Genomic DNA, 14196 nt, shown 5'->3' on the forward strand with positions numbered 1-14196 from the left:
GTCGGGTGCCTCAACTGCAGCCCGCCGTACGACAGTTGAGCCTTCCGCGTTCGGGCGAAACCCGGGACTGGGTTGCGACGAGTCCCCGCGGACGAGTGGAAAACCCGTCCCGCGGGGTCCTGGCCAAAAAGCCGACACCCACCCCGACTCCGACGCCCACTCCGACCTCCACACCCACTCCGACCCCCGCACCCACGCCCACGCCGCCGCCGGCCGTCTACCCGCTGAGCGAGCTGTCCTTCGACGTCAACGGCGATGGGACGGGGCCCGAGATCCGGCTCGGCGACAGCAGCTGGGTGTGGCAGCGCGACGGAGGGCTGTCCATCGCGGACCGGCGGTACGCGCGCGGGGTGACCGTGCACGGCGACTCCTCCGTCACCATCGACCTCAACCGGGAGTGCGCCGCCTACGACGCGCTCGTCGGCGTCGACGACCTGACGATGAAGCTCGGAAAGGTCTCCTTCTCCGTCTACGGCGACGGCGACGGCGACCTGCTCTGGTCGTCCGGGGTGATCAAGGGCGGCGACCCGGCCGTGCCCGTCCATGTGAACCTCACGGGCCGCACGACCGTCCGCCTGGTGGTCGAGCCGCACAGCACCTTCGACTCGGTGGCACTCGGGGACTGGGCCGAGTCCAGGTTCACGTGCGCGTAGGGGCCTGAGGGGCGGTGGTGCCCGCTGTGTCCGGCGGTGGGGCGGGGTGGTCGCGCGCGGCTTCCGTGAGCTCGTGCAGCCCGTCGGTCGCCGTCATGGCCGTGCCTCGGGTGCGCTCGGCCGCGTAGCGCTCGGCGCCCAGGGCCTCGCGAGCCGCGGCGTCGGCTCGCTCGGCCCGGGTGTGGTCCGGCGTGGGACGCGGGTGGGGGCCGCGCAGAGCGTCGGCGGCCGCGAGGAGTCGGGCCGCGCGCGGGAAGTCCCCGAGCCGTGCCAGCAGGTCCGCCGCGCCGTCCACGATCGACGACGTGACCGCCTCGGCGCACTGGTCGGCCAGCGCCTGGGCCAGCGTGTCGGCGAGCATCGGCAGGCCGTGCTCGGGGCCGGACTCGGCCGCCGTGAGGTCCGCGTCGAGCATGCCCACCGCTGCCGAGAACTGGGGTGGCGGTGTGCCCTTCCCGATCGCCGCATGGGTCCGGTCGCAGAGCACGCGCGCGTGGGCGACCTCGCCCTCGTACAGCGCGATGTGGGCGCGCAGCAGCAGGACGAACGCCCGGACGTCCGGCACGCCGTAGCGGTCGGCGGCGCGGCTCGCCTCGTCCAGCGCGGCCATGGCGCCGTCGACGTCACCCGAGCGGTAGGCGATCTCCGCGAGCCGGGCGATGAGGAACGGCGACTCCGCGTACGCCCCGACCTCGTAGGCGAGCCGCAGCGCCTCGCGGTACTCGCGCTCCGCCTCCGCGAAGCGGCTGCGCGCCATCTCCGCCTCGCCGACCGCGCCGCACACCTGGGCCCGCATCCAGCGGTCGCCGACGCGCAGACTGAGCACCCGCAGCTCCGCCAGGTCGTCGTCCACGCCGTGCAGTCCGCCGGGTGAGTCGACGACCATGTGCGTGCGGAACATCAGGGTGCAGCCGAGTTCCCAGTCGCCGCCGTGGATACGGCAGTTGGCGACGGCCGCGTCCAGGGTGCCCCGGACGTCCACCGTGTCGCGCATCTGGAAGGCCGTCAACGGCCAGAGCAGACCGGGCATCAGCGCCGCCCGCGGGCCGCCCGGCTCGTAGTCGGCGCGCAGGCGGACCAGGTACTCCCGGTAGCGCGGGTCCGCGACGATGTCCTTCGGCTCGGACTCCGACACCAGGAACAGGTTCAGCATCCGCAGGTTCATCCGCTGCACGTACCGGGGGTCGCTGTCCTCCAGGGGCGCGGGCGCGTCGAGGAAGGCGTCGACGGGATCGACGGCGGCCATGCGGGCGGTGAGGTCGGCGGGGACGGGGGCGTTGTTCGAGGGCTGGAGTGTGTCCAGGACCGCGCCCAGGCGCAGGGTGCGGTCCGTCCACTCGGCACCTTCGTGGCGGTAGTTGCGCAGCCACCAGAACCAGCCCGTGGCGAAGCAGAGAGCGGCGGCTCCCTCCTCGTCGCCCGACGTGAGCGCGCGCTGGAGGCCCACGCGGATGTTGTCCAGCTCCGTCTCCAGACGGGAGATCCAGGGGAGTTGCTCGGCGGAGCGCAGCAGTGGATCGGCCCGCTCGACGAGCGCGCGCACCCACGCGCGGTGTCGCTGTTCGGCCGCCGCACGGGACCGCGGGAGCTCGGCGGCGCGTTCGGTGGCGTACTCGTGGATCGTCTCCAGCATGCGGTAGCGCATGTCGTCGCCACCGTTCCTCTCGCACGGGGCCGCCACCACCAGGGACTTGTCGACGAGCGCTCCGACAAGCTCCGCGACGGGGCCGGTGCACACGGCCTCCGCCGCCTCCAGGTCCCAGCCGCCCGCGAACACGGACAGCTCGCGCAGCACTGTGCGCTCAGGGTCGTCGAGCAGGTCCCAGGACCAGTCGACGACGGCCCGCAGGGTCTGCTGGCGGGGCAGGACCGTGCGGCTGCCTGAAGTGAGCAGGCGGAAGCGGTCGTCGAGGCGGTCGGCGACCTGGCGGGGGGTGAGCAGCCGGAGGCGGGCGGCGGCCAGCTCGATGGCGAGCGGCAGCCCGTCCAGCCGGCGGCAGATCTCCGCGATCGCCTCCTCGTCCCGCGGGGCGGCGACCGCCTCGGGGCGGGCGGCGGCCGCGCGCTCGGTGAAGAGGCGGTGTGCCTGGTCGGGGAGGAGGGGCTCGACCGGGCGGACCGACTCGCCGGGGACGCCCAGGGGTTCACGGCTGGTGGCGAGGATCGTGAGCCCGGGGCAGCGGGTGAGGAGGGTCTCGGCGAGGGCGGCGGCCGCGCCGATGACATGTTCGCAGTTGTCAAGGATCAGGAGTTGGCTGCGCGGGGCGCAGTACTCGACGAGCAGGGCGACCGGGTCGTCCTGCGGGGCCGCCAGCTCGATGGTTATCAGGACGGTCTCGCGCAGACCGAGGGCACTGACCACCGCGCCCGGCACCGCCTCCGGCCGGTCGAGCGGCGCCAGCTCGGCCAGCCACGCCTGCGGGAGCCCGGCGGCGGCTTCCTCGGCTAGACGGGTCTTTCCAGAGCCGCCCGGTCCGGTGAGCGTGACGAGACGGGCCCTGTGCAATTCGGAACGGATGGCGTCGAGCTCGGGTTCCCGGCCCACGAAAGAGGTAAGCCGCGGACGGATGTTGCCGGTGCGTTCGGGGAGTTGGAGGGGGGTGGGGGAGGTTGGGGGGTGGGTCGGTGCGGGGCCGCGTTTCCGTTGGGGGCGGGGGGTCGCTTCCGGGCGGTGCAGGAGTTCGGTGTGCAGTGCGCGCAGGTGTGGGCCCGGGTCGGTGCCGAGGCCGTCGGCGAGGGTGCGGCGGGCGGTCTCGTACGCGGCGAGGGCGTCGGCGTCGCGGCCGGTGTCGCGCAGGGCGCGGATGAGGAGGGCGTGCAGCGGTTCGTCGTAGGGGTGCGCGGCGGTCAGTTCCGTCAGGCGCGGTACGGCTTCGCGGGCGCGGCCGAGGAGGAGGTCCGCCTCGGCACGGGCGCGGGTGGCCTCCAGGTGGAGGGCCTCGGGGCGGGTGGCCGGGGTGCGGTCGGGGAGGTCGGCGAGGGCGGGGCCGCGCCACAGGGCGAGGGCGTCGTCGAGGGTGCGGGCGGCGGTGGGGGCGTCGCCCTGCCGCAGGGCTTCGGTGCCCTGGCGTACGAGTCGCTCGAAGACGAAGAGGTCGACGTCGTCCTCGGTCGCGGCGAGACGGTAACCGTCGGGGGCGGAGGTGACGTTGTCCTTGCCGACGGTACGGCGGAGACGGCCGATCAGGGCCTGGAGGGCGGCGGGGGCGTCCTGGGGCGGGGTCTCGGCCCAGACCTCGTCGATGAGGGTTTCCGGGGCGGTGGGGCGGCCTGGGTGGAGGGCCAGGGCGGTGAGGAGGGCGCGGAGGCGGGGGCCGGGGATGGGTACGGCGGTGCCCTGGTCGTCCTCTGTCTGGGTGACGCCCAGGATTCTGTACCGCACCCGTTCATTGTCACCGGGGGTGAGGCGGAGGGCACGGGGTTTCCGGTCGGTGGGGCATGGAGGGGGCGGAGTTGTCGCCTGGGGGGGGTACAGCTCCGTGGGTCCGGGGTGGCAGCTGGGGAGGATGGCGCGGCCCGGCGATTACTGGGTGCCGCTCTCTGTGGGACGGGCGCCGCCCCAGCGGCACGACTGCCCGCGGCTGTGCGAGCGACGGCCACGCAGCGGCCAACGGGCAGCGGTCCGCGCGTGTCCCCGTCTGCGCCCAACCCCCGTTGGGTGTGCCGTGATTCAGAGTTGCCGGTCGGGTGCCCGCCCCTCCGTCCGCCGGGGACCACGCCCCTCACCCCCCTGAGGAAACCGCCCGTCTCTGCGGAGCGATGCCCGCTGGTACCGCGCGTGCGCGGGCCGGGGTTCCTGTCCAGCAGGTTCCTCTGCGGGACAGGAGGCGGCGGAGCCAGAGTTCGAGGGAGACCAGGTCGGCGAGGCCGTCCAGGGAGAGGGGTTCGCCTGCCGCGGCAGCTCTGAGGGCCTTGCGGACGACTCTTGCCTCGATCAGGCCCGCTTCCGCGAGGAGGGGGGCCTCGAAGAGGGTGAGGAGGGGATCCATGGCCATGCGCAGGCCGGCCCGGGCCGCCGCGGTGGCGGGGGCCTGGGAGGGGGCGCCCCAGCCGGGCGGGAGATCGGTGATGCCGGCGCCCTTCAGGACGGTGCGCAGGATCGCGGCGCGCGCCCCCGGTTGCACGCGCAGGGTCTCGGGGAGTGCGCGGCACGCGCGGACGACCTGGTTGTCGAGGAACGGCGCGTGCAGTCGCTGGGAGCGGATCTCGGCGGCCTGTTCCAGGACGCGCAGGTCCATGGCATGACGCGTCAGGGCGGCACGCGCGCGGTAGTCGCCAGGGCGTTGGCCCGGGCCGACTCCGGACCGGTGCGCGGCGCCTTGTAGGCGAACCGATACTTCAGCCAGTGCCTCGCCCGTCAGCCAGCGGGCTGCCGGGCCCGCTCCGCCCCAGGTGAGGGCGGCCAGGGACGCCCCTACGGCGCCTCCGGAGTCGTCGAAACCGAAGCTGCGGTGCAGGAGGCGTTCGGCCAGTCCCTCCAACCCCGCTCGGTACGAGGTACGGGCGAGGCGGCGGGCCGCGCCGTACACGCGCGCGGGGACGAGTACCGAGCCGTCGGCCTTCGTCAACGCCGCGACGGGGCGTACCAGGTGGCGGCGTTTGCGGTCCATCAGCAGGTCCGCGAGACGGGCCGGGTGGGCGTCCAGGGCCTGGCGGGCGCCGTAGCCCGTGAAGTGGTCCGCGCTGCCCGCCGCGAGACGCACGCGATGGCGGGCGGCCGTGACCAGGCTGGGCCCGGGTTCGTCGGTCAGCGGGCCGTCCAGGTCGGCGTACGGCAGGGTCTCCTCGCCGCCGGCCACCACGACGTGGTGCAGGCGCGGGTTGGCCGCGAGGGTGCCGGCCCGTTCCAGTTCGGCCTCGCGGCCGCCGACGGCCAGGTCGTTGAAGGTGACGGCCAGCAGCCGCTCCCCCGCGCCCGTGCCGTGCCCGAGCAGCGTGCCCGGCATGCCGGGCAGGCCGGCCGCCAGGAGCGCCAGCGTGCCGGAGGCCGGGCCGCCGGAGAGGTCGGCGCCGATACCCGGAACGGGCATCCCGCGCGCGGCGCGCCGTTCCGCGGGTCCCATGCCGGGCACGGGGCCGGGGTCGATGTCGGGGACGTGCCGGGGCGCCGACAGACGCGCGCGTACCGCCTCGATGAGCGCGTCGCGCACGCCGTCGACCGCGCTGTCCGGGTCGGCCGGGGGCGCCGCCACGGCGAGCGAGGCCACCGGCTCGTACCCGGCGATCTCGCGGGCCCCGGCGCGAAGGATCAGCGCATGCCCCGGCGGAATGCGTCGCACGCCGTCGTAAGGGGAGGAGTCGTGCAGGGCGGCCGGTACGTCGGGGGCGGCGAGGAGGGCCGCCAGGTGGCCGAAGTCGAGGTTGGCCTCGATGAGGTCGGCCAGCGGCAGCGCGGCCGTCGCGTACGCCGTGCCGCCCGCCCAGGGGGTGTGGAACACCGGGCGCGCGCCCGCCAGATCGCCGCAGACGGTGACGCGCCGGCCGACCTGGACGATCGCCGTGTAGCTGCCCGGCCAGGCCGTCAGGTGCCGAAGAGCCCCTCCGCGCGCGGCGAACAGTCCGACACGCAGCTGTTCGTCGCTCGCCCCGCACGTGCCGAGGACCGCGATCCGGGTCTGGGCGTCGGCCGTCACCACCCGCACCTCGTCGGGGCGCCAGTCGCCGACCGCCCACAGCGGATCGGGGTCGCCCCACAGGAGTTGGGAGCCGACCGGGTGCAAGGTCTCACCGTCGTAGCCGACTTGGCCCCCGTACGCCGCTCCGTCGTCGTGGCGCCCGTCGTAGCCGACGGCTCCGCCCAGCGCACCCGCGGCGGTGCTGCTCCACCCCACCAACCACCGCATGGACGCCTCCACAGGCTGTGGACAACCGAGTGCACCGTACGAACGGTTCACATGCTGCCACGAAGAACGCGCCGTAGAAGGAGGCGGCGCCGCTTGCGATCCGGGGAGTGCGCCCGCGTGGACACGTCGGCGCCGGTTGCGTCGACCGCGCGCACCCCGGCGCCTGCGACGTGAATGCGCCCCCGGTACGCTCCCCCAGAACGCCCTGCGCGCCCTCGATTTCCATGGTGGGAGGCGTTGTCCCCCACGGAACACAGGGTCGATTTTCGGCCAAATCCCCGACACGCGTCCGACGTTGAGAACGTCCCGCGCAGGCTCCGCACACGCTCCGTGCACACGCGCGTGCCCTGAAAGGCTCGCGCCGGTCCGGGAGGCGGAGTACGCCCCCCGGACCGCTCCGCCGCCCGCGGGGATGTAGGCGGCGGTGTCCCCCAGCCCACTGGATCCAGTACAGCGGGCCGACCCACGCAGGACCCATGGAACCGCTCCCGCGGTGGCCGGAGAAGAGCGCACGGGCGGGCGCACGGCCACACAGCGGGAGCACGCCGCGACGGTCCGTGCGGGCGCCCGCACTGTCGTACGGACCACAATCCCGCCAACCGGAAGAATGCCCCTTAACGCTTGGGATGCGGCGAACTACGCTGGGTTTACGAATGCCGCATGGTTATGCCAGTGCGGCAGCCGTCTGTGTCGAGGGGTGGCGCAATGTCCAGGGAGCAACGCGGGCCGAACGAAAAACTCGGCGCCGTTCTCGCCCTCGCGGGAATCAGCAACGCAGGACTCGCGCGACGCGTCAACGATCTTGGCGCTCAACGCGGGTTGACTCTTCGCTACGACAAGACGTCCGTGGCGCGCTGGGTGTCGAAGGGCATGGTGCCGCAGGGCGCCGCGCCGCACCTCATCGCGGCCGCCATCGGACAGAAGCTCGGCCGCCCGGTGCCGCTCCACGAGATCGGCCTGGCGGACGCGGACCCCGCGCCCGAAGTGGGCCTCGCCTTCCCCAGGGACGTCAACCAGGCCGTGCGCTCGGCCACCGAGCTCTACCGCCTCGACCTCGCCGGCCGCCGGGCCGGATCCGGAGGCATCTGGCAGTCGCTGGCCGGATCATTCGCAGTAAGCGCATACGCAACGCCCGCCTCACGGTGGCTGATAACCCCGGCCGACAGTTCGGTGGCGCGGGACATACACCTCCTGGAGGGGTCCGGCGCACCGCTCAAAGTCGGCCACAGCGATGTGCAGAAGCTGCGGGAGGCCGCCGAGGACGCCAGACGCTGGGACTCCAAGTACGGAGGCGGCGACTGGCGTTCGTCCATGGTCCCGGAGTGTCTGCGGGTGGAGGCGGCGCCGCTGCTGCTCGGCTCGTACTCCGACGAAGTGGGCCGGGCCCTGTTCGGGGCGAGCGCCGAACTGACCCGGCTGGCCGGGTGGATGGCCTTCGACACCGGTCAGCAGGAGGCCGCGCAGCGGTACTACATCCAGGCGTTGCGACTGGCCCGCGCGGCGGCGGACGTCCCCCTGGGGGGGTACGTGCTGGCCTCCATGTCCCTCCAGGCGACGTACCGCGGCTTCGGCGACGAGGGCGTCGACCTCGCGCAGGCCGCCCTGGAGCGCAACCGGGGGCTGGCCACGGCCCGCACCATGAGCTTCTTCCGTCTCGTCGAGGCACGCGCGCACGCCCGCGCCGGGGACGCGCAGGCCGCCGGAGCGGCCCTGAAGGCCGCCGAGAGCTGGCTGGAGCGGGCGCGTGACGGCGATCACGACCCGTCCTGGCTCGGCTTCTACTCCTACGACCGCTTCGCCGCCGACGCGGCGGAGTGCTACCGCGATCTGAAGGCGCCGCGTCAGGTGCGGAGGTTCACCGAGCAGGCGTTGTCGCAGCCGACGGAGGAGTTCGTGCGGTCGCACGGGCTGCGGCTCGTCGTGTCCGCCGTTGCCGAGCTGGAGTCGGGGAATCTTGACGCGGCCTGTGAGCAGGGCGTTCGGGCGGTGGAGGTGGCCGGGCGGATCTCTTCCGCGCGGACCACGGAGTACGTGAAGGATCTTCTGCATCGGCTGGAGCCCTATGGCGATGAGCCTCGGGTCGTGGAGTTGCGGGAGCGGGCTCGGCCGTTATTGATGACGCCGGCGTAGGACCGGTACCTTCTCGTCTGCCTGGTTGATGTTGTTTTGGTGCTGCAGACTGTCTGTGGCTTGTCGCGCCCACGCGGCGAGCCGCGCAATGCCACAGCCCCGCACCCCTGGCGGTGTGGTCCTCCCCCTGGTTTGAAGGCACTGTCAGTGGCGCAGTGCACTATCGAAGCCGGGAGGTGGTGCACGTGTCGGGGATCGCTTATGACTGTGACGTGCTCGTGGTCGGCGGCGGGATCGTCGGGCTGTCCACGGCGTACGCGATCACGCGTGCCGCGCCGGGCACACGGGTGACCGTGCTGGAGAAGGAGCCGGGGGTGGCCCGGCACCAGACGGGGCGCAACAGCGGCGTCATCCACAGCGGGATCTACTACCGGCCGGGCTCGCTGAAGGCCCGGTACGCGGTGCGGGGCGCGGCCGAGATGACGAAGTTCTGCGCGGAGTACGGCATCGCCCACTCGGTCACCGGCAAGCTGATCGTCGCCACGCACCGGGCGGAGCTGCCCCGGCTGCACGCGCTCGTGCAGCGCGGCCGGGAGAACGGGATTGCGGTACGGGAACTCGGCGCCTCCCAGATCGCGGAGTACGAGCCCGAGGTACGGGGCCTCGCCGCCATACACGTGCGCACGACCGGGATCTGCGACTACACGGCCGTCGCGCGGCAGTTGGGCCAGGCGTCCGGGGCGGACATCCGGTACGGCGCCCAGGTCGTGCGGGTCGACCGGCGTCCGGAGCGCGGAGTGGCGGTGCTCACCTCGCGTGGGGACGTCGTCCGGGGGCGGGTGCTGGTGAACTGCGCCGGGCTGTACTGCGACGAGATGGCGCGGCTGACGGGTGACGAGCCCGAGATCCGGATCGTGCCGTTCCGGGGCGAGTACTACGAGCTGGCGCGGCCGGAGCTGGTGCGCGGGCTGGTGTATCCGGTGCCCGATCCGGCGTTCCCGTTCCTCGGGGTGCATCTGACCAGGGGAATCGACGGGGGCGTGCACATCGGCCCCAATGCCGTGCCGGCGCTGGCCCGGGAGGGGTACGGGTGGGGCGTCGTACGGCCCCGCGAGGCGATGGTGACGGCGGCGTGGCCCGGGGTGTGGCGGATGGGGCGGCGGCACTGGCGGTACGGGGTCGGGGAGCTGCGGCGGTCCGTGTCGAAGGCGGCGTTCGCGGACGCGGTGCGCCGGCTGCTGCCGGCGGTGGAGGAAGGGGATCTGGTGCGTGCGGAGGCCGGGGTGCGGGCGCAGGCGGTGCTGCGGGACGGCACTCTGGTGGACGACTTCCTGATCCGGGAGGGAGCGCGGGCGGTGCACGTGCTGAACGCGCCCTCGCCGGCGGCCACGGCCTCGCTGCCGATCGGGCGGGAGGTGGCCCGCAGGGCGCTGGGAGTGCTGGAGGCCTCGTGAGCGGCGCCTGCGCACCGGCCTGGGCTCACGCCTGCCCGCCCGGTCCCCGTAAAATCGACCCCACTGTGTCTGATTCCGTGAGTACCCCCGAAGCCCCCCAGTCCTCCCCCGGCGGCGAGCACCACCCGGGTGAGTCCGTTCGGCACACCCGCGCCAAGGGGGAGCCCCGGTTCCCCGACGGGCCCAAGGCCGATCCCGCCGGGTCGCACTTCGAGCGGCGGATCCGGAGTTTCCAGCCAAGGCGCAGCCGGGTGACGGCCGGGCAGGCGGACGCGTTGCAGCGGCTGTGGGCCAAGTGGGGGCTCGACATCGACGGGCACGCCGTCGACCTCGCCGAGCTGTTCGGCGACGACCGTCCGGTGGTGCTGGAGATCGGCTTCGGCATGGGCGAGGCGACCGCGCAGATGGCGGCCGCCGACCCGGACACCGACATCCTCGCGGTGGACGTGCACACGCCAGGTCAGGGCAACCTGCTCAACCTCGCCGACCAGAACGGGCTGACCAACGTCCGGGTCGCCAACGGCGACGCGATCATCCTGCTGCGCGAGATGCTGCCGGCGGACTCGCTCGACGGGCTGCGCGTCTACTTCCCGGACCCCTGGCCGAAGAAGCGCCACCACAAGCGGCGCCTCATCCAGCCGGAGTTCCTCGACCTGGCCGCGACGCGGCTCAGGCCTGGCGCGATCGTGCACTGCGCCACGGACTGGGAACCGTACGCGGAGCAGATGCTGGAGGTGCTCACCGCGCACCCCGACTTCGAGAACACCCAGGCCGACGGCGGGTTCGCGCCCCGGCCCGAATTCCGGCCGCTGACCCGTTTCGAGGGCCAGGGGCTGGACAAGGGCCACGTGGTGAACGATCTGCTCTTCCGTCGCGTACAGCATCGCGTCCAGCCCGGGGATCACTGACCACCCGACCCCCTCCACCACAGTCCCCTCCCTCGTTAGGGTCGATGCCGTGGCCATCAGTTCCCCGTTTCCGCCCTACCCTCCGCATCCTCCCGGCGGCGCACCCGAGGACGGTGTGCTCAGGCACGCGCACTGGTGGCAGCGCAGGTGGGTGCGGTACGGGGCGCTCATCACGCTGCTCACGCTGTCCGGACTGGTCATCCTCGCGCTGGTGCGGGAGCAGACCGGCACGGAGGGGTTCCTGGTCGGGCTGGGGCTCGCGGTGCTGCCCGTGCCACTGCTCATAGCCGCCTTCCGGTGGCTGGACCGGGTCGAGCCCGGCCCCTGGCGGAACCTGGTGTTCGCCTTCGCCTGGGGTGCGTGCGCGGCGGCGCTGATCGCCATCGTCGCCAACAGCTTCGCCACCCGGTGGATAGCCACGGCGACCGCCGACCCGTCCAGCGCGGACACCCTGGGGGCGACGGTCATAGCGCCCATCGTCGAGGAGTCAGCCAAGGCCGCCGCCATCCTCCTCGTGTTCCTCTTCCGCCGACGGGACTTCACCGGGATCGTCGACGGCGTGGTCATCGCCGGGGTCACCGCCACCGGCTTCGCGTTCACCGAGAACATCCTCTACCTCGGCACGGCCTTCGGCACCGACCAGCTCACCGGCGACAGCGGCATCGCCTCCGTCACCGCCGCGACCTTCTTCGTTCGCGTCATCATGTCGCCGTTCGCGCACCCCTTGTTCACCGTCCTGACCGGCATCGGCTTCGGCGTCGCGGCGCTCTCCGGGGACCGTCAGCACCTGCGGCGCGTACTGCTCCCGCTGTCCGGGTTGCTCCTCGCTATGGGCATGCACGCCCTGTGGAACGGCTCCTCGACGTTCGGCGATTTCGGCTTCTTCGCGGTGTACGCAGCGTTCATGGTGCCCGCGTTCGGGCTGCTGACCTGGCTGGTGGTGTGGACGCGCCAACGCGAGCTGCGCACCGTACGCGAGGAACTGCCCGCCTACGCGGCCGCCGGCTGGCTCACCCCGGCCGAGCCGTTCGCGCTCGGCTCGATGCGGGCCCGGCGGGTGGCCCGGGTGTACGCCGGCCGCCACCTGGGCAAAGCGGCGGCGCGGGAGGTGGCGCGGTACGAGGCGTACGCGACGTCCCTGGCGTTCCTGCGCCACCGCGGTCGGCAGGGGCGGGCGAACGCCGATTTCCTCGTACGGGAACGGGAGTTGCTGAACGAGCTGTGGCGGCGCAAGGACGTCGCCCGGCCCGCACTGGACCACGCCGCCCGGATGACGGCCCCGCCCGTCCGGGTGACCGCGCCGCCCTGGCCGATGTACGGGGTGTACGGGTACGGCCAGGGGCCGGGTCAGGGGCACGGTCAGGGCCACCCCGCCGGATACGGGCACCCGGCCGGGCAGGCGTACGGGTACGGGTATCCCGCGGGGCATGGCTACGGGTATCCCGCAGCACACGGGCCGGGGTACGGGTATCCCGCAGCACACGGGCCGGGGTACGGGTATCCCGCAGGGCATGGCTACGGGTATCCCGCACAGCCGTATCCGGCGTCCAACCCCTACCAGTCGTAGCCGGTCGTAGGGTTCAGGCCGAGGTCTGGGTCAGCCTCGTGACCTCCGCGTCGGTCAGTTCCAGCCCCGCCACCGCCGGCCGCGCCGGCAGCTGTTCGACCGTCCGCGCGGACGCGATCGGCACGGCCACCGTGGGCTGTGCGGCGAGCCACGCCGGCGCGACCGTGGCGACCGGGCAACGCAAAGAACATGTGAACACCCCCGAGGGGGACCCTCAGGGGTGTTCCGGGTGTTCCGGGTGTTCGGAGTTTCGGGTATTACGGGTGTTCCCCGAAGGGACGACTCAGGGGTTGAGGCCCTTGCTGCGCAGCCAGGCCATCGGGTCGACGCCGTCGGAGCTGCCGTTCGGGTGGACCTCGAGGTGCAGGTGGGGCCCGGTCACGTTGCCGGTCGCGCCCACGCGGCCGATCACGTCACCGGTGCTGACCTTCTGGCCGACACTGACGCTGATCGAGGACTGGTGGCAGAACCAGAGCTCAGTGCCGTCGTCCAGCGTCAGGATGGTGCGGTAGCCGTAGGAGCCGGCCCAGCCCGCCTCGGTGATGGTGCCGCTGTGGACGGCCTTGATGAGCGTACCGGTGGGAGCGGCGAAGTCGAGGCCGGTGTGGTAGCCGGAGGACCACATGGAGCCGGCCTGACCGAAGGTCGAGGTGATCGTGTACGACGAGGTCGGCAGCGTGTACTGCGTGGCGAGCTCGGCCAGGCGCGCGGCCTCGGCCTTCTCCTTGGCCTCCGCGGCGGCCTTCTCCTTGGCGGCGGCGGCCTTGGCCTCCGCCTCCTTCTCGGCCTTGGCCACGGCGTCGGTCGCGGCCTTGACCGCGGCGGCCTCGGCGGCGGCCTGGGCCTTGGTCTCGATCTGGGTCTGCTGCGACTCGGCCTGCGCCATGATCCGGCTGCGCAGGGCCTCACCGGCGTCGGAGGCGCTCTGGCTGCTGTCGTCGGTCGTCTCGGAGCCGAAGTTGGCGAGGGCCGGCGCGGCGTCCCGGGCGGGTTCGTCGTCGGAGATGAGCGAGCCCACGTCGGGCAGGTCCGGCATGGAGATGGAGACCGGGGCCTTGCCGGTGTTGGCGCTGGCCATGCCGCCCGCGCTGACGGCGGCTATGACGCCGACGCCGAGGACGGTGGAGCTGCGGGCGAACCCGCCGCCGCGCTGCTTGGCGACGCGGTGCTTGCCGCGTACCGGGCGAATGGACTCCGCGGTGGGGTTCCATTCCTCCCAGGGGCCCTCGTCGGTACGGTAGTCGCCGTAGCCGAAGGTCTCGGTGGACCGCTGGCTCGGCACGAACGGGGCTTCTGGGGCAGGCCGGTTGGACGCCACGCGGGCGTACTCCTTTCCTTCCGTCGCCTACCGGGTTAGCTGACGGGTTCGGAGCGGGAAGGTCTCCTACGCGCGTATACCTGCCGTGGACTCCGCGAGTTCACGGTGGCTTCCGCGTGATTCACCCCAAGGTGGTGGTTCCCCGGTTCCCTTACGGGATTCGGCACGTGCGCACGGAGCCGACTCTTGTGCCGGCTGGGACGACCGCGCTGCGTTATCGAACGTTAATAGACCTAGGGGCCGGTTTCCAAGCTCTTCCCCTTGATCAACAACATTTTTGGCCTGGACTTTCGACGCATGACCGGTGAAAAACGGGCGAGTTGCCGAACAAGGCACGCCAAAGCACAGTGAACGCACAGTAACCGGCCCGGCACAACCAACCG

General features: G+C 72.8%; 7 protein-coding genes, 2 pseudogenes and 1 riboswitch. Of the genes and pseudogenes, 5 read left to right on the plus strand and 4 right to left on the minus strand.

Annotated features, from left to right (window positions below):
- Positions 1-128: 128 nt before the first annotated feature.
- Positions 129-653 (plus strand): annotated as a pseudogene (locus tag OG289_RS24370) (NPCBM/NEW2 domain-containing protein); the annotation flags it as partial.
- On the opposite strand, the gene OG289_RS24375 reads toward OG289_RS24370, so the two are convergent.
- Positions 640-4035: a BTAD domain-containing putative transcriptional regulator gene (locus tag OG289_RS24375; RefSeq protein WP_327316168.1), complete on the minus strand. Its 3396-nt coding sequence runs from the start codon at positions 4033-4035 to the stop codon at positions 640-642. The pseudogene OG289_RS24370 and the gene OG289_RS24375 overlap by 14 nt on opposite strands.
- Positions 4036-4375: 340 nt before the next feature.
- A complete protein-coding gene (locus OG289_RS24380) occupies positions 4376-6496 on the minus strand; it encodes an asparagine synthase-related protein (RefSeq protein ID WP_327316169.1) in 2121 nt (706 codons plus the stop codon).
- A 705-nt stretch (positions 6497-7201) separates the two neighbouring features.
- Here OG289_RS24380 and OG289_RS24385 point away from each other — a divergent pair.
- The 4 genes from OG289_RS24385 (at position 7202) to OG289_RS24400 (ending at position 12495) form a co-directional block, all read left to right on the plus strand.
- Positions 7202-8626: an MFS transporter gene (locus OG289_RS24385; RefSeq protein WP_327316170.1), complete on the plus strand. Its 1425-nt coding sequence runs from the start codon at positions 7202-7204 to the stop codon at positions 8624-8626.
- Positions 8627-8802: 176 nt separating this feature from the next.
- Entirely contained in the window at positions 8803-10020 is a 1218-nt protein-coding gene (lhgO, locus tag OG289_RS24390) for an L-2-hydroxyglutarate oxidase (protein ID WP_327320787.1), read from the plus strand.
- A 65-nt stretch (positions 10021-10085) separates the two neighbouring features.
- Positions 10086-10928: a tRNA (guanosine(46)-N7)-methyltransferase TrmB gene (gene trmB / locus OG289_RS24395; protein WP_327316171.1), complete on the plus strand. Its 843-nt coding sequence runs from the start codon at positions 10086-10088 to the stop codon at positions 10926-10928.
- Positions 10929-10983: 55 nt separating this feature from the next.
- On the plus strand, positions 10984-12495 hold the full coding sequence (locus OG289_RS24400) for a PrsW family glutamic-type intramembrane protease (RefSeq protein WP_442819099.1): 1512 nt from the start codon (positions 10984-10986) through the stop codon (positions 12493-12495).
- A gap of 13 nt (positions 12496-12508) precedes the next feature.
- Here OG289_RS24400 and OG289_RS24405 read toward each other — a convergent pair.
- Positions 12509-12667 (minus strand): annotated as a pseudogene (locus OG289_RS24405) (aldo/keto reductase); the annotation flags it as partial.
- A gap of 111 nt (positions 12668-12778) precedes the next feature.
- Positions 12779-13813, minus strand: coding sequence for a M23 family metallopeptidase (locus tag OG289_RS24410; RefSeq protein ID WP_327316172.1), 1035 nt, complete (start codon positions 13811-13813; stop codon positions 12779-12781).
- Between the two features lie 9 nt (positions 13814-13822).
- Positions 13823-13989, minus strand: a riboswitch (cyclic di-AMP (ydaO/yuaA leader).
- Positions 13990-14196: the final 207 nt, after the last annotated feature.

Origin of the sequence: Streptomyces sp. NBC_01235, assembly GCF_035989285.1 — a bacterium.
In the GTDB taxonomy this organism is placed as follows: Bacteria; Actinomycetota; Actinomycetes; order Streptomycetales; family Streptomycetaceae; genus Streptomyces.

Bases quoted from the DNA above. Each gene is read 5' to 3' on its own strand.
- OG289_RS24380 (WP_327316169.1), bottom strand. From the start codon at position 6,496: ATGCGGTGGTTGGTGGGGTGGAGCAGCACCGCCGCGGGTGCGCTGGGC.
- OG289_RS24385 (WP_327316170.1), top strand. From the start codon at position 7,202: ATGTCCAGGGAGCAACGCGGGCCGAACGAAAAACTCGGCGCCGTTCTC.